The organism is Azospirillum formosense (genome assembly GCF_040500525.1).
Taxonomy (GTDB): Bacteria; Pseudomonadota; Alphaproteobacteria; order Azospirillales; family Azospirillaceae; genus Azospirillum; species Azospirillum formosense_A.
In genome coordinates this window covers 746,144-762,956 of record NZ_CP159403.1, presented here as the reverse complement: position 1 = coordinate 762,956, position 16,813 = coordinate 746,144, and the positions used below count along the sequence as shown (strand labels likewise).

At 69.0% G+C, this 16,813-nt stretch carries 18 protein-coding genes; 11 read left to right on the top strand and 7 right to left on the bottom strand.

From position 1 onward, the window contains the following. Positions 1–133 precede the first annotated feature (133 nt). A complete protein-coding gene (locus ABVN73_RS16655; RefSeq protein ID WP_353860729.1) occupies positions 134–1,138 on the bottom strand; it encodes a zinc metalloprotease HtpX in 1,005 nt (334 codons plus the stop codon). 245 nt (positions 1,139–1,383) lie between these two features. Between ABVN73_RS16655 and ABVN73_RS16650 the strand changes: the two genes are divergently transcribed. Next, positions 1,384–2,292, top strand: a complete 909-nt coding sequence (locus tag ABVN73_RS16650) for a DnaJ C-terminal domain-containing protein (protein ID WP_353860728.1) — start codon at positions 1,384–1,386, stop codon at positions 2,290–2,292. A gap of 1 nt (position 2,293) precedes the next feature. Then, positions 2,294–2,662: a chaperone modulator CbpM gene (locus ABVN73_RS16645; RefSeq protein WP_353860727.1), complete on the top strand. Its 369-nt coding sequence runs from the start codon at positions 2,294–2,296 to the stop codon at positions 2,660–2,662. A 1-nt stretch (position 2,663) separates the two neighbouring features. Here the strand turns inward: ABVN73_RS16645 and ABVN73_RS16640 are convergent, their stop codons facing one another. Together ABVN73_RS16640 and ABVN73_RS16635 are read right to left on the bottom strand one after the other, a co-directional pair. Then, positions 2,664–2,855, bottom strand: a complete 192-nt coding sequence (locus ABVN73_RS16640) for a hypothetical protein (RefSeq protein WP_014198714.1) — start codon at positions 2,853–2,855, stop codon at positions 2,664–2,666. A 325-nt stretch (positions 2,856–3,180) separates the two neighbouring features. After that, a complete protein-coding gene (locus ABVN73_RS16635) occupies positions 3,181–4,110 on the bottom strand; it encodes an NAD(P)/FAD-dependent oxidoreductase (protein WP_353860726.1) in 930 nt (309 codons plus the stop codon). A gap of 177 nt (positions 4,111–4,287) precedes the next feature. Here ABVN73_RS16635 and ABVN73_RS16630 point away from each other — a divergent pair, with 177 nt between their 5' ends. From ABVN73_RS16630 to ABVN73_RS16620, 3 genes are all read left to right on the top strand, one after another. Next, on the top strand, positions 4,288–4,677 hold the full coding sequence (locus tag ABVN73_RS16630; protein ID WP_353860725.1) for an Hpt domain-containing protein: 390 nt from the start codon (positions 4,288–4,290) through the stop codon (positions 4,675–4,677). Positions 4,678–4,750: 73 nt separating this feature from the next. After that, positions 4,751–5,122 carry a response regulator gene (locus ABVN73_RS16625; protein WP_353860724.1) on the top strand — a complete coding sequence of 124 codons (372 nt, stop codon included), beginning with the start codon at positions 4,751–4,753 and terminating at the stop codon, positions 5,120–5,122. Positions 5,123–5,220: 98 nt separating this feature from the next. Next, entirely contained in the window at positions 5,221–5,601 is a 381-nt protein-coding gene (locus ABVN73_RS16620) for a hypothetical protein (protein WP_353860723.1), read from the top strand. A gap of 20 nt (positions 5,602–5,621) precedes the next feature. On the opposite strand, the gene ABVN73_RS16615 is transcribed toward ABVN73_RS16620, so the two are convergent. Together ABVN73_RS16615 and wrbA are read right to left on the bottom strand one after the other, a co-directional pair. Next, positions 5,622–6,569 carry a glutathione S-transferase family protein gene (locus ABVN73_RS16615; protein WP_353860722.1) on the bottom strand — a complete coding sequence of 316 codons (948 nt, stop codon included), beginning with the start codon at positions 6,567–6,569 and terminating at the stop codon, positions 5,622–5,624. Positions 6,570–6,636: 67 nt separating this feature from the next. Further along, positions 6,637–7,239, bottom strand: coding sequence for an NAD(P)H:quinone oxidoreductase (gene wrbA / locus ABVN73_RS16610; protein ID WP_353860721.1), 603 nt, complete (start codon positions 7,237–7,239; stop codon positions 6,637–6,639). A gap of 127 nt (positions 7,240–7,366) precedes the next feature. Here wrbA and ABVN73_RS16605 point away from each other — a divergent pair, with 127 nt between their 5' ends. Continuing rightward, positions 7,367–8,305 (top strand): LysR family transcriptional regulator, encoded by a 939-nt coding sequence (locus ABVN73_RS16605; protein ID WP_353860720.1) that lies wholly within the window; start codon positions 7,367–7,369, stop codon positions 8,303–8,305. Positions 8,306–8,335: 30 nt separating this feature from the next. Here the strand turns inward: ABVN73_RS16605 and ABVN73_RS16600 are convergent, their stop codons facing one another. After that, positions 8,336–9,715, bottom strand: coding sequence for a tetratricopeptide repeat protein (locus tag ABVN73_RS16600; RefSeq protein WP_353860719.1), 1,380 nt, complete (start codon positions 9,713–9,715; stop codon positions 8,336–8,338). 522 nt (positions 9,716–10,237) lie between these two features. Here ABVN73_RS16600 and ABVN73_RS16595 point away from each other — a divergent pair. The 5 genes from ABVN73_RS16595 to ABVN73_RS16575 all read left to right on the top strand — a co-directional run bounded on the left by ABVN73_RS16595 (position 10,238) and on the right by ABVN73_RS16575 (position 14,778). Next, a complete protein-coding gene (locus tag ABVN73_RS16595; RefSeq protein ID WP_353860718.1) occupies positions 10,238–10,882 on the top strand; it encodes a transglycosylase SLT domain-containing protein in 645 nt (214 codons plus the stop codon). Positions 10,883–10,981: 99 nt separating this feature from the next. Beyond that, on the top strand, positions 10,982–11,821 hold the full coding sequence (gene rlmJ, locus ABVN73_RS16590) for a 23S rRNA (adenine(2030)-N(6))-methyltransferase RlmJ (protein WP_353860717.1): 840 nt from the start codon (positions 10,982–10,984) through the stop codon (positions 11,819–11,821). A gap of 110 nt (positions 11,822–11,931) precedes the next feature. Beyond that, complete coding sequence (locus ABVN73_RS16585) at positions 11,932–12,927, top strand: hypothetical protein (protein WP_353860716.1); 996 nt, start codon at positions 11,932–11,934, stop codon at positions 12,925–12,927. Positions 12,928–12,958: 31 nt separating this feature from the next. After that, positions 12,959–13,960 carry a hypothetical protein gene (locus ABVN73_RS16580; RefSeq protein ID WP_353860715.1) on the top strand — a complete coding sequence of 334 codons (1,002 nt, stop codon included), beginning with the start codon at positions 12,959–12,961 and terminating at the stop codon, positions 13,958–13,960. A gap of 92 nt (positions 13,961–14,052) precedes the next feature. Further along, positions 14,053–14,778, top strand: a complete 726-nt coding sequence (locus ABVN73_RS16575) for a sulfur transferase domain-containing protein (protein WP_353860714.1) — start codon at positions 14,053–14,055, stop codon at positions 14,776–14,778. A 13-nt stretch (positions 14,779–14,791) separates the two neighbouring features. On the opposite strand, the gene ABVN73_RS16570 is transcribed toward ABVN73_RS16575, so the two are convergent. Further along, positions 14,792–16,570 (bottom strand): tetratricopeptide repeat protein, encoded by a 1,779-nt coding sequence (locus ABVN73_RS16570; protein WP_353860713.1) that lies wholly within the window; start codon positions 16,568–16,570, stop codon positions 14,792–14,794. Positions 16,571–16,813 lie beyond the last annotated feature (243 nt).

Here is a 16,813-nt window from a genome sequence, read left to right as displayed (position 1 = left end):
GCGCTCCGCCGTCCCTGGACAAGCCTGGGATTTGGGAAAATTGCCCGACCGCGCCCGTCGGTTCTACCCAGCCGGGCATCCCGAGTCCAGGAGTGGCGGACGTATGGGCCTGTAACCTCGGCACCGGGCAACCTCAGTACCAGTAGCCGCCGATCCGATAGCGCGGGCGCCGCAGCGCCGCGGGCATGGCGAGGCGCGGCGGAGCGTGCAGGGGGTGGGCGTCGAGCCCCGGCAGGACCGGCGGAGGGGTGCGCAGCGCCATCAGCCGGCGCACGCGTTCCTCGGTTTCCGGGTGGGTGCGCAACAGGGACGGGATGTTCTGCGCCCGGCGGCGGCCGGGAAAGCGCAGCCCATCCCACGGGCTGTGCTGAAGCCGCTCGATCCGGGCGAGCGCCGACGCCACGCCCTCCGGGTCGCCGGTCAGATGGGCGGCGTCGAGGTCGGCGTCGAATTCCCGCGTGCGCGACAGGGCGAGTTGCAGAAGCACGCCGATCCAGGGTGCGGCGATAAGCAGCAGCACCAGCAGCCAGGGAACCGCCTCCTGCCGCATCATCAGCAGGGGCAGGTTGAGAATCAGCAGGGCCATGCCGAAGACCGACATCAGCCGGGTCAGGCTGGTCACCGTGTCGGCCAGCCCCATCACGGTCAGGTCGTTGTTGCGCACGTGGCTGACCTCGTGGGCCAGCACGCCGGCCAGCTCGCGCAGGCTGAGCGCGCGCAGCAGCCCGTCGGTGATCGCGATGGCCGAACGACGGCGGTTGCCCACGGCGAAGGCGTTCAGCGCCGGGCTGGCGACGTACCACAGCTCCGGCACCGTCGGCAGCTCCGCCCGGCGGGCGATGGCGGCCAGCGCGTCGAACAGGACCGGGGCCTCCGCGTAGGTCAGGCGGCGGGCGCCGAACATGCCGAGGATCATGCGCGGCGACAGGCGCGGGCTGAACAGCAGGCTGACGCCTCCGCCGATCAGCGCCCACAGGACCCCCTCCACCCCCGCCAGGATCATCCCGCACAGCGCCAGCAACAGCACCATGCCGCCGAGCAGGAGGAGGGACTGCAGCACGTTGGCGGTCTTGTGGCGCCGCCGCAGGTCGGCGACGGCCTGATCCGTGGGCATGAAGGACCGAGGCGTGTGCGGCATGACGGGGATTCCCTCCTTCACCATCTCCTTTTCGGGTTCCTTTCGGGACCGCTCAACCGGAGGCAAGTCCGGCCCGCCTCATATTGGCGCGCGCCGTCCCGTCGTCATCCCGGCCGCAAGCACAGGCCCCGTGCACCGGACGAAAGGGCAGCCCTCTTGATTTGCGGGGGAGCGTTGAACACATACACGTCGAACGTGCTCACCCTTCTGCCGCTGACCCCCGCTTTTCAAATACGGTCATCGCTATGAGCAATCCTTACGAGATTCTGGGCGTTTCACCCTCCGCGTCGGACGACGAGATCCGCAAGGCCTACCGCAAGCTGGCCAAGAAGCACCACCCCGACCTCAACCCCGGCAAGGCGGACGCCGAACAGCGCTTCAAGGACATCAGCGCCGCCTACAGCCTGCTGTCCGATCCCGACAAGCGTGCCCGCTTCGACCGCGGGGAGATCGACGCCACCGGCCAGGAACGGCCGCAGCGTCAATATTACCGCGACTTCGCCGAAGGCCCGGCGGGCGCCCGCTACGCCCACGCCGAGGGCTTCGCGTCGGACGACCTGGAGCACATCTTCGCCGACCTGTTCGGTGGACGCGGCGGCGCACGCGGCGCCGCCATGCCGATGAAGGGCGGCAACCTCAGCATGGCGCTGACGGTCGACTTCCTGGCGGCGGCGAAGGGCGGCAAGCGCCGCGTCACCATGCCGGACGGGAAGACTCTGGACATCGACCTGCCCGCCGGGCTGGAGGACGGCGGCACCATCCGCCTCAAGGGCCAGGGCCTGCCCGGCAGCAACGGCGGTCCGCCCGGCGACGCGCTGGTGACGGTCAAGGTCGCCCCCCATCCCTGGTTCCGCCGCGAGGGCAACGACATCCAGCTCGACCTGCCGGTGACCCTGGCCGAGGCGGTGCTGGGCGGCAAGGTGCGCGTGCCCACGATCGACGGGCCGGTGATGCTGACCGTCCCGAAGGGGGCGAACAACGGCACGCGCCTGCGGTTGAAGGGAAAGGGCCTTTCCGGAGCGGACGGGACGCGCGGCGACCAGTACGTGACGCTGCGCATCGCCCTGCCCGACGCGCCCGACCCGGCGCTGGAGGCGTTCGTCCGGGATTGGAAGTCCGACCACAACCCGAGACGGGACATGGAGGCCGCGTGACATGGGCCAGGACGACAGGCAAGCGGACGGCGCGGGGTGGCGGACCGAGGAGGTGCTGGCCACCTGCCGGCGCGTCTCCTCCAGCCAGCTGACGGTGTGGGTGGAGCGGCACTGGCTGAGGCCGCGGCACGAAGGGACCGGTTTCGTCTTCAGCGCGGCCGACATGGCCCGGCTGGAATTGATCTGCGATCTGCGGGAGGATTTGGCGCTCGACGACGAGGCGATGCCGGTCGTGCTGTCGCTGCTCGATACCGTCTACGGGCTGCGGCGGCGCTTGCGCGTGTTGGCCGAAGCCATCGGCGATCTGCCGCCGGAAGCCCGCTATCTGCTGCAGGACGAGCTGCGGAAGCGGGGGGTAGAAGAGGAGTAGATCAGCTCCGGACGCCGAAGGCCCGTCCGCTCAGCGCGATGTCCTGGTTGAAGCCTTCCGCGACCCGGTCGTTGCCGCCGGACTGCATGCACAGCGTCACGTTGATGGCGCTGAGGATGGCGTGGTCGATCTGCTCCGGCTTGGCGTTGTGGCGTTTGATGGCTTGAAGCGCGCGGGTCACGGATTGGGCCATGAAGCAGGTTCCGTTCGTTCTGGCAGGCTGGCCGGGTTGCTGGGTGACGGCATCATGCCGCCGTCCCGCTCGTCCCGCTGTGCGCCGGGCCACACCCCGTCGCACGGACCGCCTTTCGCAATGGCGAGAGTCCTAAGGCCCAAATTCTTAATCAGGTGTAAACGTCCGGCCGAGCCCAAAAGGCATAACCCTTTATGCCCTTCCCGGAAGATCCATCAAACCAAGAGCATAGCTCAAGCCACCGGCGTGGTATTACCGGTCATTAATGTCAAATGCGACATTTTGCCCGGCACAACGGTCCGCCCGACGGGACGGCATCATCCCGTCAGAGGTCCCCGTCCTCCGCCAGGAGTCGGCGGTGGATGGCGGTTGCGGCGATCGCCGCCTGCCCCATGGCGACCGAGATCTGGTTCAGCCCCTCCACGATGTCGCCTGCGGCGTAGAGCCCCTCGATCCCGGTCTGCTGGTGGCCGTCGGTGACCAGCCGGCCGTCCGGACCGATGCGCACCCCCAGCCCCTTCACCGGCTCGACGCGCGGGTGGCAGCCCAGCGCGGAGTACAGCGTGTCGAAGGTCAGCCGCTCGCCGGACGCCGTGGTCAGGGCGGCGATCCGCCCGCCTTCGGTGTGGATTTCCACCACCGGCTCCTCGACGGCGCGAAGGCCGGCCTCGGACATGCGGCGCTCCTCGGCCTCCTCCAGATTCATCGGCTCGCCCAGCGTCAGGACGGTGATGTCGCGGGAATAGGTGCGCAGGAACAGCGCTTCCCCCAGGGCGCCGGTGCCGTGCCCGATGACGCCGATGCGATGGCCGGTCACCTCGAACCCGTCGCAGATCGGGCAATGGCGGACCAGCCCCCGCTGCACCGCCTGATAGAGGTTGGGCAGTTGCGGCTCGCGGTCGATCACGCCGGTCGCGGCCAGCACCGTGCGGGCGCGGAACAGCCGCCCGTCCTCCGTCCGCACTTGGTAGCCCTCATCGCCCCGCTCCACCCTGGTCACCGTTCCCGGCACGATCCGGGCCCCGTAGCGCTCCGCCTGGGCCCGCATGCGGGCCAGCAGCTCGTCGCCGCTCACCCCGTCCGGAAAGCCGGCGTGATTGTGGGACAGCGGAATCCAGGAGGCCCGGCTCGCCCCGGAATCCACCACCAGGAAGCGGCGGCGGTAGCGCGCCAGATAGATCGCCGCGGTCAGCCCGGCGGGGCCGCCGCCGACGATCAGGGTGTCCAGACGCTGTTCTTCGGGTGCGGCGGTCATCGCTCGGGCGGTCCAGCGGTCGTTGACGACGTTGGGGAACAGGCTGCGCGCGCCCCGGTTCCGCGACCGGATGCTGCAGCGCCAAAGCGTCCATTCGCCGCGCCGGCCGCGGCTTGACCGGGTTGAATTGCTGAACGCATTTTACGTCCATACCGTGTCCAGCCGGGAGCCGCCGCCGTGCCCCTGCCGCCGTCCAGCCCATCCGAACCGGCGCCGGCCAACGCGACGCCGCGTGATCGTGAGATCCTTGATGCGGAGCCGATGCTGCGCAACTTCGGTGGCCCTGGCCCCACCGTCACCATGCTCTACGCCCTGTTCCTGGAAAACGCGGACGAGTTGTCGCGCGTTCTGAAAGAGCGGTTGGCCCTCGACGACCTGGACGGCGTCCGGCTGGCCGCCCATTCGGCGGCGGGCGCCGCCCGCACCGCCGGGGCCGGTCGGCTCGCCGACCTCTTCGGCTCGGTGGAGGAGGCGGCCCTGCGCGGCGACGCGTCGGTGGCGCGGCGGGACGCTGCGGCCCTCGACCGCGCGCTGGCGGACGTGAAAATTCTGATCGCACGCATTTGAGTTTCTTTCGCGCTGATATATCATGCCGGCGTAACCCTCAGGGGTTCCCACAGGACGAAGCGCGAGGGTGGCCGTGTCGTTCAATTCGTGCGCGGTGCTGGTCGTCGAGGATGAGGTGGTGACCCGCAGCGTCTCGGTGCGGCTGCTGAGGCAGTTGGGCGTCGGCACGGTGATCGAGGCCGCCGACGGGGCGGAGGCGCTGGCCCGCTGCAACCGGGTCGATTTCGACGCGATCTTCTGCGACGTGGACATGGCACCGATGGGCGGTCTGGCCTTTCTGGAGGCTTTGGACGGCCGGGCGCCGGTCATCATGCTGACCAAGCACGACCGGTCCGACGTCGTTCTGTCGGCCCTGCGCTCCGGGGCGACCGGCTATCTGGTGAAGCCGCTGACCCCGGTCGGCCTGCGCGAGAAGCTGGAAAAAGCGCTGTCCGCGAAAGGGTAGAACCTTGACCGCGACATTATACTTTTCGTAACCACGGCGGAATTATTCTGTACACGGTGCATTGCTGCACCCCTGTGCGGATTGCCGGGAGATTCCGCATGCCCATGAATGTTCTGGAAGTGGCGATCTACGCCATGGTGCTCACCGCGTCGCAGCCGCGCCCCTACGAGTGCGTGACGGTGCAGCCGGAGGGGGTGAACTGCACGAACGGCCTCGCCGTGGCGTCCGAGACGCCGAACGGCGTCATGGCCTTCAACACCGGCGTGCAGGTCATTAAGGACAACCAGGGCCGCGTGCGGCTGAGCAACGGGATCACCACCCATTTCGATTCCTCGGCCTGGGTGGCCTTCAAGACCCCCGGCGGACAGACCCTGGTCAGCGTGCGCAAGACCGGGCCGTTCCGCTTCAAATTCTCCAACAGCTTCCAGTGCGAGATGATCGGCCAGAACCAGGACATGGCGCGCTGCTACAAGCCCTGAGGCCCGATCACCTCACGCCGTCAGCCCACCGAATCCCGTCCATGCGGCGCGTCGAGGTCCAGCGCCGGCCCCTTCGGCACGACGCCGGTCGGGTTGATCATGGTGTGGCTGGCGTAGTAGTGCCGCTTGATGTGGTGGAAATCGACCGTCTCCGCCACGCCGGGCACCTGATAGAGGTCGCGCAGATAGCCCGACAGGTTCGGATAGTCGGCGATGCGGCGCAGGTTGCACTTGAAGTGGCCGACATAGACGGCGTCGAACCGCACCAGCGTGGTGAACAGGCGCCAGTCGGCCTCGGTCTGCCGGTTCCCCAGCAGATAGCGCCGCTCGGCCAGCCGCGTGTCCAGCTCGTCGAGCGCCGCGAAGAGGGCGTCGAACGCCTGCTCGTACTTCTCCTGGCTGGTCGCGAAGCCGGCCTTGTAGACTCCGTTGTTGACGCGGTCGTAGACGAAGGCGTTGAGCCGGTCGATCTCCTCCGCCAGATCCGCCGGGTAGAAGTCCAGCGAGGCGTCGCCGAAGGCGTCGAATTCCCGGTTGAGCATGCGGACGATCTCCGCGGACTCGTTGCTGACGATGGTCCCGGATTTCTTGTCCCACAGAACCGGGACGGTGACGCGCCCCGAATAGGTGGGATCGGCCTTGGTGTAGACCTCGTGCAGGCGGGTGGAGCCGGTCACCGGGTCGGGCTCGGGGAAGGTCCAGCCCTCCTCGCGCATCAGGGGATCGACCACCGTGACGCCGATGGCGTCCTCCAGCCCCTTCAGCTTGCGCAGGATCAGCGTGCGGTGCGCCCAGGGGCAGGCCAGCGACACGAACAGGTGGTAGCGCCCGGCCTCCGGCCGGAACGGCGTCGAACCGTCGGCCCGCACCCAGTTGCGGAACTGGGTTTCGGGACGGACGAAGGCGCCGCCGCTGGTCTTGGTGTCGTACCACTGGTCGTGCCAGCGGCCGTCGATCAACAGGCCCATGCCCTGAACTCCCCTCTTCCTGGTGCCGCCTCTCCCGCCCGGACGGCGGAAGAGGCGCACTCCATCGTCAACCGTGCAGCTTCTTGGTGATCTCCGCGACATGCCGCCCCTGGTAGCGGGCGCCCTCCAGCTCGACCGCGCTCGGCTGGCGGGAGCCGTCGCCGCCGGCGATGGTGCTGGCGCCGTAGGGGCTGTTGCCCATCACCTCGTCCACGCCCATCTGGCCCTGGAAGCTGTAGGGCAGGCCGACGATCACCATGCCCAGATGCAGAAGCACGGTGTGGGTGGTCAGGATGGTGCTCTCCTGCCCGCCATGCTGGGTGGCGGAGGAGGAGAAGGCGGCGCCCACCTTGCCGACCAGCGCGCCCTTCGCCCACAGGCCGCCCGTCTGGTCGAGGAAATTCTTCATCTGGCCCGGCATGTTGCCGTAGCGCGTCGGCACGCCCAGGATGATGGCGTCGTAGTTGGCCAGCTCGTTCGGGTCGGCGATGGGAATGTTCGGCTCCTCCTTGAAGTGCGCCTTCTGCCGCACCTCCTCGGGGACCAGCTCGGGCACACGCTTCACCGTCACGTCGGTTCCCGGAACCGAGCGCGCCCCTTCGGCCATCGCCTGCGCCATGGTGGAGATGTGGCCGTAGCTGCTGTAATAGAGCACCAGAACTTTCGCCATGTCTCGTCTCCCCTCTGTCGTTGCGGCCGCGCTGGAGGCTGCGGCGTCCCAAAGAAATAGCGCGTTGCCACGTTCCAGCAAATCCAGGGCGCTGGAACTTCATTGTTCCACGGTGTAGAACAATGGCATGGATCGCCTCGACGACATGACGGCCTTTATCAAGGTCGTGGACACCAAGAGCTTCACCACCGCGGCGGAGCGCCTGAACCTGTCCAAGTCCGTGGTTTCCCGCCGCATCGCGGAGCTGGAGAACCGCCTGGGCGCGCGGCTGCTGAACCGCACCACGCGCAAGCTCAGCCTGACCGAGGTCGGGCAGGCCTATTACGAGCGCTGCACCCGCATCATCGCCGACCTCGAGGAGGCGGAGCAGGCCGTCGCCGACCTGCACGCCGCCCCGCGCGGTCGGCTGAAGGTCAACGCGCCGGTGTCCTTCGGCCTGCTGCATCTGGCCAAGGCGGTGGCCGAGTTCCTGGAACGCTACCCGTCCATCGAAATCGAGATGGACCTGAACGACCGCTACGTCGATCTGATCGACGAGGGGTACGATCTGGCGGTGCGCATCGGCCGGCTGCGCGACAGTTCGCTGATCGCCAAGCGTCTGGCCCCCAACCGGCAGGTGGTCTGCGCCAGCCCGGCCTATCTGGAAAAGCACGGGACGCCTCAGACGCCGGATGAGCTGTCCAATCACAACTGCCTGATCTACACCAACATCCCGACGGCCGAGCAGTGGCAGTTCCGTGTCGGTGACGCCATGCGGTCGGTCCGCGTGTCGGGGTCGCTGCGCACCAACAACGGCGACCTGCTGCGCGAGTCCGCCATCGCCGGCGTCGGCATCATCGTGCTGCCCACCTTCCTGTGCGGCGAGGCGCTGTCCAACGGGCAGCTCCAGTGCCTGCTGCTGGACTACTACATGGCGGAGTCGAACGTCTTCGCGGTCTACCCACAGAACCGGCACCTCTCGCCGAAGGTGCGTGTCTTCGTCGATTTCCTGGCCGAACGCTTCGGCCCGCGCCCCTATTGGGACTGCGCTCTGCTCAGCCTGCAGCCGTTCCGGGCGGAGACGTGACGGCCGTCCCCGCCCCCGGCGGCCTGTCCGTCAGGCCGCCGGCCTCTCCAATATAAAGAGGAGTCCCGGCACACCCACGCCCTTTTCCCGGCGGGGGGAGCAGGGCTCCATCAGCCGCACCGCCAGGCCCGCCGCCGCCGCCATCTCCCGCAGATAGGCTTCGCTGTGGGCGTAGCGCCGCGATGGGCCGAGCGCGTAGCCCGAGGCCGCCGCCTCGCCGTCCAGACGCTCCACCGTCGCGGCGAAGCGGCCCGCCGGGCGCAGGGCCTTGGCGGCCCCCTCGAACAGGGCGGTCAGGTCGCCGAGATAGACCAGAACGTCGGCGGCGACCAGCAGGTCCCAGCTTGCCGGCGCCGGCGCCAGCGCCGCGACCACGTCGCCGACTGTCAACTCATCGTAAAGAGCGCGGGTGCGCGCCTTCTCGACCATGCGCGGAGCGAGATCGACCCCGGCGAGATGCCCCGCCAACGGACGAAACGCCACGCCTGCCAGACCGGTGCCGCAGCCGAGGTCCAGAACGCGCAAACCGGACGCCGCAGGTCCGGAGCCCGGCCCCAGCCGGTCCACGGCCTCGCGCAGCAGGGCCGGCGCGGAGTAGCCCAGCTTGCCCACCAGGTCCTGGTCGAAACGGTCGGCGTAGCGATCGAACAGGGCGCGCACATACGCCGCCGACAGGTCCCCTCCCGCACCGCTTTCCAGCGCGCCGATCAGCGCCGCACAGCCGAGGCGCCCGTCCGGGTCGAGCCCCTCGGCACGGCGCAGCGCGGTCAGGGCCTTCTCCGGCTCCTGCAGCGCGATCCAGGCCCGCCCGATGGCGGCCAGCAACTCCGCGTTCTCCGGGTCCCGGCGGGACAGAGGCTGCAGCAGTTCGACCGCGCCCAGCGCGTCGCCGGCCTCGACCAGCAGGGCGGCCAGTTCCAAGGCCGCCTCGCGGTCGCCGGGACGCAGGGCCACGGCCTCGCGGTACTCCTCCAGCGCGGCGTCCCGCCGCCCCGCCGCCGCCAGGGCTCGGGCGAAGGCGAGCCGGGCCGTCGCGGAATCGGGCCGCTCCGCCGTCAACACCTGCCCAGTGATCACCGCCTCCTCGAACCGGCCCGCGGCGCGCAGGGCCTCGGCCAGGGCGACCCGCCAGGGCCATATGCCCGGGTCGAGGGCCACCGCACGCCCGCAGGCGGCCAGCGCCCCGGCGGCCTCGCCCGCGTCCCGCGTGCTGTCGGCCAGGGCGCCCCAGGCCTCCCCCGACGCCGGGTCGGCGGCGCAGGCAAGGCGGAAGGCGCGGGCCGCTCCCGCCGCGTCGGCGGCGTAGAGTCGGTCGTAGCCGGTCTGGAAAAGAATGCCCGGTACGTCTCCGGGCTGGACGAGGGGACCTGCCCCCTCACGGTCGGCTTGAGCCGTCGAATCGCGATCCACGATCACTTCGCTATGGGAGATGCGCTGTCGCCGTCCCCGCTCCGGGAGACTCCGGAATGCGATGGAAGACGCGAACTCCTGCACCAGCTTGCGCGCGCGCGCAAGAGGTATCCGAAGGAGGTCGTCCGGCGACGAATCGAGCGTCAGACCGTCGCATTAGACCGTTTGGATGAAATTGTACGCCCTTTGCGCGATCCACCTCTTTCGGTTTTTCAATCGGCTTCGGAATCAGTGCCTTAATGGCTAAGTCCGAGGCTGTGAGTAGGCTCTTCCCACGGCCTTGTGACATCGTTCGAGCGAAAGGCGTGGTATTACCGGGCAGCAAATAGATTGACGCTGTATAAAATTTTTGGAAGTGTGGCTTCGGCGCCCGATGGTGGGCGTTGAACTTTCGGGTAGGAGGCGGTCACCGTAAGCGACTCGGTGACCGGTAATGGCGGCCCCGCGCGGGGGGCCAAAACGAAGCCGGATGAACCCGGCAACGAAGAGGGGACCGAGGATATGCAGGATCGAACTCAGCGCGTGCGACGCACGTATGGCGGCTGGATCGCTCTTGCGCTGGGCTTAGCCGCCGCTCCGGTCCTCCTCGCCAAGCCCGCCGCCGCCCAGGACAGCAGCTGCGTCTCCCACGCCGTCGAAGCCGAACGCAAGTTCAACATCCCCTCCGGCCTGCTCGTCGCCATCGCTCTGGTGGAAAGCGGCCAGGACGGCGCCCCGACCCCCTTCGCGATGAGCGTGGAGGGCCGCCCGGTCTACGCCCGCAACGCCAACGACGCCGCCCGGCACCTGCGCGACAAGCGCGGCCAACTCCGGCAGAACGTCTATGTCGGCTGCATGCAGATCTCGCTCGGCACCCACCGCGGCGAGTTCCAGCCGATCGAGCGGATCGTCGACCCCCGCGAGAACGTCAACTACGCCGGTCGCCTGCTCCTCCGCCTTCACGGCGAGCAGGGCAGCTGGAAGACCGCCGTCGCCCGCTACAACGGCGGCTCCACCCGTCAGGCCCAGAACTACGTCTGCAAGATCTGGCAGCACCTGAACGAGTTGGACCCGAAGAGCGCCAAGCTGCTGGAATCCGCCCGTTGCGGCGACTCCGAACCCGCCAGCATCGCGCCGAGCACCCGCCGCACCTTCCGCAACGCCCAGCAGGTCGCCTCCCTGGATTGACCCTGGGGTTACGGCCCCCGGCGTCCGTGATTTCGGCATCGCCCTGGCCCGTTTTCAGGGGATGGCGCGGAACGCCCTGATGGGCTAAATCCCTGCCCCATGAACTACCGTCACATTTTCCACGCCGGCAACCCCGCCGATGTGATGAAGCACGCCGTCCTGGCGCTGATCATCGATCATGTGCGCGCCAAGCCGGCGCCCTTCTGCGTGCTCGACGCCCACGCCGGCATCGGGCGCTACGACCTGGACTCCGAACCGGCGCGCAAGACGCTGGAGTTCCAGGACGGGATCGGACGGCTGTTCGGCCAGCCGGCGCCGCATCCGGCGCTGCGGCCCTATCTCGACGCGGTGTCCGCCCTGAACCCGGACGGGCGGCTGCGCTGGTACCCCGGATCGCCCCGTCTGGCCCGCGCGCTGCTGCGCGAGCAGGACCGCCTACTTCTCAACGAGCTTCACCCCGAGGACTGGCAGACCCTGAAGGCGGAGTTCGCCGGGGACCGTCAGGTCTCGGCCTTCAGGACGGACGCCTATCAGGCGCTGAAGGCGCATCTGCCGCCGCGGGAGAAGCGCGGCCTCGTCCTGATCGACCCGCCCTTCGAGCAGCCGGACGAGTTCGCCCGCATGGCCGAAGGGCTGAAGGCGGCGCACCGGCGCTGGTCCACCGGCATCTACGCCCTGTGGTACCCGATCAAGGAACGTGCCGCCGTCTGGCGCTTCCAGGAGGCGGTCGAGAACACGGGCATCCGCAAGATCCTGAGGGTCGAGCTGACCTGGCACCCGGAGGACACGCACCTGCGGCTGAACGGGTCCGGGCTTCTGATCGTCAACCCGCCCTGGACGCTGGACGACACGCTGCGCGGCCTGCTGCCGGCGCTGCACGCCGCCCTGCCCTCCACCGGCGGCGGCTGCACGGTGGACTGGCTGGTTCCGGAAGCCTGAAACCGCCTGTTTCAACGGGACGGCGGCAACCGGTCACAGAGGTTGCCGTTGCAACCGCCCCGCCAATCGCCCTAGGCTGAACGGGATTACCCTGTTCCGGCAAGGCCACGATGTCCCGTTCCAACGATTTCGCCAGCAGCTTCATCAAGGCCCACGCCGACGCCGGGCTGGAGCGCGTCTCGATCGCCCACATCCTCCAGACCATCCAGAAGGACCCCGCCTTCCTGTTCAGCGAGGAGTTGCGGCGCGGCGGCGGGCAGTGCCCCATGCACGCCGCCCCCAACGCCGACGACGCGGACAAGGTGACGGTCAACACGCTGCTGGCCTATCTGTTCGAACGGCTGCGCGACCATGTGGCGTCCAAGCTGCCGCTGGACGAGCGCGGGCAGGTGATGCTGCCGATCCCGCCGCGCTCCCCACACGGCATCGACCCGGCCGACCGCGCGGCGATGGCCGCGGCGCCGCTCGACGTCATGGCCTCGGTCCTGCGCGACGCCACCTGCCATCTGCTGGACGGCCTCATCACCGGCTGGGCGGCCGACCTGCTGTCGGAGGAGGAGCATTACCGCGCCCAGGGCACCGGCGAGATCTCCGCCGCCGCCGCCGCCACCTTCATCCTGCGCACGACGCTGGAGGACTCGGCCCTCTACCAGCGCGCCGGCTACGACATGCTGTCGATCACCAAGACCGGCAGCCACACCGCCATCCACATCTGCTGGGCGATGGTCGAGGCCGCTCCCCTTCTGCTCCCGGACAGGGACGCGGCGGCCTACGACGACCTCGTGCGGCGCAGCCTGAAGCAGGTGGTGCCGCTGTCCATGGCCAGCCTGGGCATGCTGGTCCATTACATGGAGGCATCGGGGATCGAACCCCATGACGGCCTCGCCATCCACCTGCTGCCCAAGGACCAGACCGCCTTCGTCCTCGACGAGGCCGGGCTGATCTGCCTGAACCCGGAGCCGATCACCCGCTTCGCCAAGCCGGAGGAGCGGCACTACACCGGCTGCCCGGCCTTCTACACGCCCGGCTTCATCAAACTGTATCTCGACATCGTGGCCAGCATCGCCATGGACTACGGCGTCTACGACCGGCTTCGCGACCGCTGACCGTCCTCATTCACGAGATTGACGCCCCATCATGGCCCGCTCCAACGACTTCGCCCTGACCTATCTCGCCGCGCATGAGGAGGCCGGGATGACCCGGGTCAACCTCGCGCCGATCCTGCACCGCATCACCGAGGACCCGAACTACCTCTTCGCCGAGGAGCTTCAGCGCCTCGCCGGCCATTGCCCGGCCCACGCGGACACCCGCAAGGAGGATTACGAGAAGGTCGCGATCAACACGCTGCTGGCCTTTCTCTACAACGACCTGCGCGACCACATCACCAACCGGATGCCGCTGGACGCCGACGGCCATCTGCTGCTGTGCAACCCGCCGGATTCGCCGCACGGGCTGGACGTCGCCGACGCCGCCGGGCTGGAGGCCGCCCCGGCGGAGACCCTGATCGGCTTCCTGCGCGACAGCGTGTGCCATCTGCTGGACGCGATCATAAAGGACTGGGCGATCAAGGTGACGCTGGAGGAGGAGCGCTGCCGGGCGGAGGGCGCCATCACCCCGCTCGCCGCGGCCGGCTTCGTCCTCGCCAACACGCTGGAGGCGTCGGTGCTGCACGCGCCGTCCGGCTACGACATGCTGTCGATCACCAAGACGGGCAGCCACACGGCGCTGCACGTCTGCTGGAACCTGTGCGAGTCGGCGCCGATGCTGAAGCCCGGCCTGACCCCGGCCGAGTACGACGACCTGTCGCGCCGCAGCCTGAAGCAGGTGCTGCCGCTCGCCATGGGCAGCCTGGGCATGCTGTGCCAGTTCATGGGGGCCGGCCACATCGAGGCCGACGACCACCAGGCCATCCACCCCCTGCCCCGCCACCAGACGGCCTTCGTCTACGACGCGGAGGCGCCGGGCGGCATGATCGTCCTGAACGCCGACCTGATCGAGCCGACCGCGCAGCCGGGCGAGCGCCACTACACCGGCTGCCCGGCCTTCTACGCCAACGGCCTGATCAATCTCTACATGGAGATCGTGCTGTCGCTGGCCGCGCGGTACGACATCTACGGGCGCGTCCTGCGGGCCGGATGACCAAAGCGCCGCACAGCCCAGCGGTGCGGCGGCCTTGACGCCACGCAAAGTGTGCCTATCTTGGCGGCCTTGTCGATTTGGAGACTGCTTGCGTGGCCACCACCAGGAAGATGTTGCGCCGTTACACGACCACCGCTCTGGCCGACGGGATCAAGCGGGCGCGCGGGCGCATGATCTCCCCGCTGCAACGGGCGCTTGGGCATGTCGAGAGCGTGTTCATCGATCACGCCTGTTTCCGGCTGGTCTATTCGAACACGCACCGCATCTCCCCCAACATGTACCGGGCGAGCCAGCCTTCGCCCTCGCACATCCGCGAGGCGGCGCGGCACGGCGTGAAGACCATCCTGAACCTGCGCGGCAGCCGCGACTGCGCCTCCTACATCCTGGAGGCCGAGGCCTGCCGGGCGTCTGGGCTGACCTTGGTCGACTTTCCGGTCAACTCCCGCGACATGCCGAAGAAGGAGACGCTGCTGAAGGCCCGCGACCTGTTCGCGACCATGCAGTACCCGGCGCTTCTGCACTGCAAGTCGGGGGCGGACCGCGCCGGCTTCATGTCGGCGCTCTATCTCTTCATTCACGAGGGCGTGCCGCTGGAGCGGGCGACCAAGCAGCTCCACTGGAAGTACGGCCACTTCCGCCAAGCGAAGACCGGCATCCTCGACTATTTCTTCGAGCTGTACGCCGCCTACAACGAGAAGCGCCCGATCGCCTTCTGGGATTGGGTGGAGCGCGTGTACGACCCGGTGGAGGCCAAGGCCAGCTTCCGCTCCCGCGAGTGGGCCGACACGGTGGTCGACCGGGTTCTCGGGCGGGAGTGAGACGGACGGCGGGTCACTTCGCCCCGACGAAGTGGCAATAGGGGAAGTTCAGGAAGTCGAAGCGGCGCACGCGGATCGGCTCGTGGCGGTTCAGCCAGTCGAGCACCGCGTAATGGGCCATCTGGTCCAGCATCCAGTAGACCTCCGTCCCCGCCAGGAAATGCCCGATGTAGGAGCCGAGCAGCGACAGGAAGCGGTCGCCGCCCGGCGTGTTGCCGTAGACGTTGAAGCAGACGGTGATTTCCCGCGACGGCCCACGGCGGCGCCCGTCGATGAGGAACCCGACGTCGTGGCCGTCCATCTCCGCCCTCAAGGTCCGCAGGTCCTGGGCGATCCGCGCATCCGTGTCGATCACCATCAGCGGGCGGTCCAGCCGGCGCAGCCACTGCAAGGCACGGAGAAAGCGGGCGGAGGCGTAGTAGGTGACGCGCTTGATGTCGCTCCACCCCGCCATGTCCGGCCGGTCCAGCGAGAAACCCACGCTCAGCCGTCCGTCCAGGCGCCAACGGGCCATGGCCTGTTCCGTCTCCGGCGACGGCGCCACCACATGGACGGCGACCGTGGCGCCCGGCATCCGCTCCGCCAGGGACTCCAGCAGCGCCGGGGCGAAACGGCGGAAGTAGACGTCGTCGCAGCAGAAGAAGACCGCCGGCTCCCCAGCCGGTCCCGGCGTCGCCTCGATCCGGCATTCCAGGGGGGCCATGCCCTCCAGCACCCCTTCGACCGGCGGCAGGGCGCCGAAGAAGGCATCGTCGGCGCGCAGCATCGTCCACAGGCCCAGCTCATGCTCCCGCGCGACCTCCGCCGCGGTGAAGCGCCGACGGAACCGCCGCCCCAGCCATGAAGCGAGAACGAGCCGGTCCCGTCGGTAGGCGTGGAAGCCGATGACGGACGCCGCGACCGTGTCCTTGGGGTGACGCCGCAGGCGGACCCAGGCGGCCCGTGCCCCGTCGCGCAGCACCGCGTCGGACGCCAGCCCCACCTGCACCAGCGTCGCCACCGCGGCGACGTGCAGCCAGTCGGCCTCGTCATCGTCCGGACGGGCGGCGACGGCCCGGCGCAAGGCGCCGATGGCCTCCTCGACCAACGCCCGATCGACCGCGAAGGGCTTGCCGTCCTGCACCCCCATCGCCCCGCTGCGTTCCAGGAGCAGGCGCCCCAGCAACCGGTTCGCCCGATGATTCCGCTCATCGCGGTCCAGGGCGGCGCGCGCCATCGCTTCCGCCGCCGCCGCGTCGCCGACCGCCACCAGACATTCCGCCGCCGCGACCCGTGTTTCGGCGTCCGCCGAGAGGCGGCGTGCCGCCGTGCTCCGCCGCTCGGCCTCGTCCAGGCGCTCCCCCCACTGGTCGCGCAGCGCCTTCCGGTTGCCCGCCGCCCCGGCGTGGCCGGGCTCAAGCAACAGCGTCCGCCGGTAACTCCGCTCCGCTCCGGCCGCCCTCTCCTGCTGCTTCAATCCATTGCCGAGGTTGAACCAGGAAGCCGCGTGCGCCGGGTCGAGGGCCAGCGCCCGATGCAGGCAGGCGATGGCCTCCGCCCCCTGCCCGGCCAGCCGCAGGGCGGCGGCGAGGTTGCTGTATCCGGCGACGCCGCCGGGCTCCAGCCGCAGGATGCTTCGGAAATGGCCGACGGCCTCGGCCGGACGCCCGGTCTGCACCAGAAGCATCGCCAGCATCTGCAGCGCGCCTCGATTCGCCGGCTCGCGCTCCAGCACGGCGCGGTAGAGCGGCTCCGCCCCCGCATGGTTGCCGGATTTGTGCAGGCGGATCGCGTCGTCGAGGGCGGGTTCCATAAGGCGGGACCATAGATTGGAATCGGCCCCGGCGCCAATCGCCGGCAGCGGACGCCGATCGGCGGAATCCGGATGTCTCCGCCGCGCGGGTGGGCGCCCGAGCGCCCTTCCCTGGGAGGATCGATGGATTCTCAACCGATTATTGTGCGGTATGATACAATCTGGTTTAGAGATGCCAAGCAATCGGTGACCCAGGGGTGGCCTGCGAAATGCCTCGGTACGTTCGGACCGGACACGTCTCCT

Bases quoted from the DNA above. Each gene is read 5' to 3' on its own strand.
- ABVN73_RS16655 (WP_353860729.1), bottom strand. From the start codon at position 1,138: ATGCCGCACACGCCTCGGTCCTTCATGCCCACGGATCAGGCCGTCGCC.
- ABVN73_RS16650 (WP_353860728.1), top strand. From the start codon at position 1,384: ATGAGCAATCCTTACGAGATTCTGGGCGTTTCACCCTCCGCGTCGGAC.
- ABVN73_RS16645 (WP_353860727.1), top strand. From the start codon at position 2,294: ATGGGCCAGGACGACAGGCAAGCGGACGGCGCGGGGTGGCGGACCGAG.
- ABVN73_RS16640 (WP_014198714.1), bottom strand. From the start codon at position 2,855: ATGGCCCAATCCGTGACCCGCGCGCTTCAAGCCATCAAACGCCACAAC.
- ABVN73_RS16635 (WP_353860726.1), bottom strand. From the start codon at position 4,110: ATGACCGCCGCACCCGAAGAACAGCGTCTGGACACCCTGATCGTCGGC.
- ABVN73_RS16620 (WP_353860723.1), top strand. From the start codon at position 5,221: ATGCCCATGAATGTTCTGGAAGTGGCGATCTACGCCATGGTGCTCACC.
- ABVN73_RS16615 (WP_353860722.1), bottom strand. From the start codon at position 6,569: ATGGGCCTGTTGATCGACGGCCGCTGGCACGACCAGTGGTACGACACC.
- wrbA (WP_353860721.1), bottom strand. From the start codon at position 7,239: ATGGCGAAAGTTCTGGTGCTCTATTACAGCAGCTACGGCCACATCTCC.
- ABVN73_RS16605 (WP_353860720.1), top strand. From the start codon at position 7,367: ATGGATCGCCTCGACGACATGACGGCCTTTATCAAGGTCGTGGACACC.
- rlmJ (WP_353860717.1), top strand. From the start codon at position 10,982: ATGAACTACCGTCACATTTTCCACGCCGGCAACCCCGCCGATGTGATG.
- ABVN73_RS16585 (WP_353860716.1), top strand. From the start codon at position 11,932: ATGTCCCGTTCCAACGATTTCGCCAGCAGCTTCATCAAGGCCCACGCC.
- ABVN73_RS16580 (WP_353860715.1), top strand. From the start codon at position 12,959: ATGGCCCGCTCCAACGACTTCGCCCTGACCTATCTCGCCGCGCATGAG.
- ABVN73_RS16570 (WP_353860713.1), bottom strand. From the start codon at position 16,570: ATGGAACCCGCCCTCGACGACGCGATCCGCCTGCACAAATCCGGCAAC.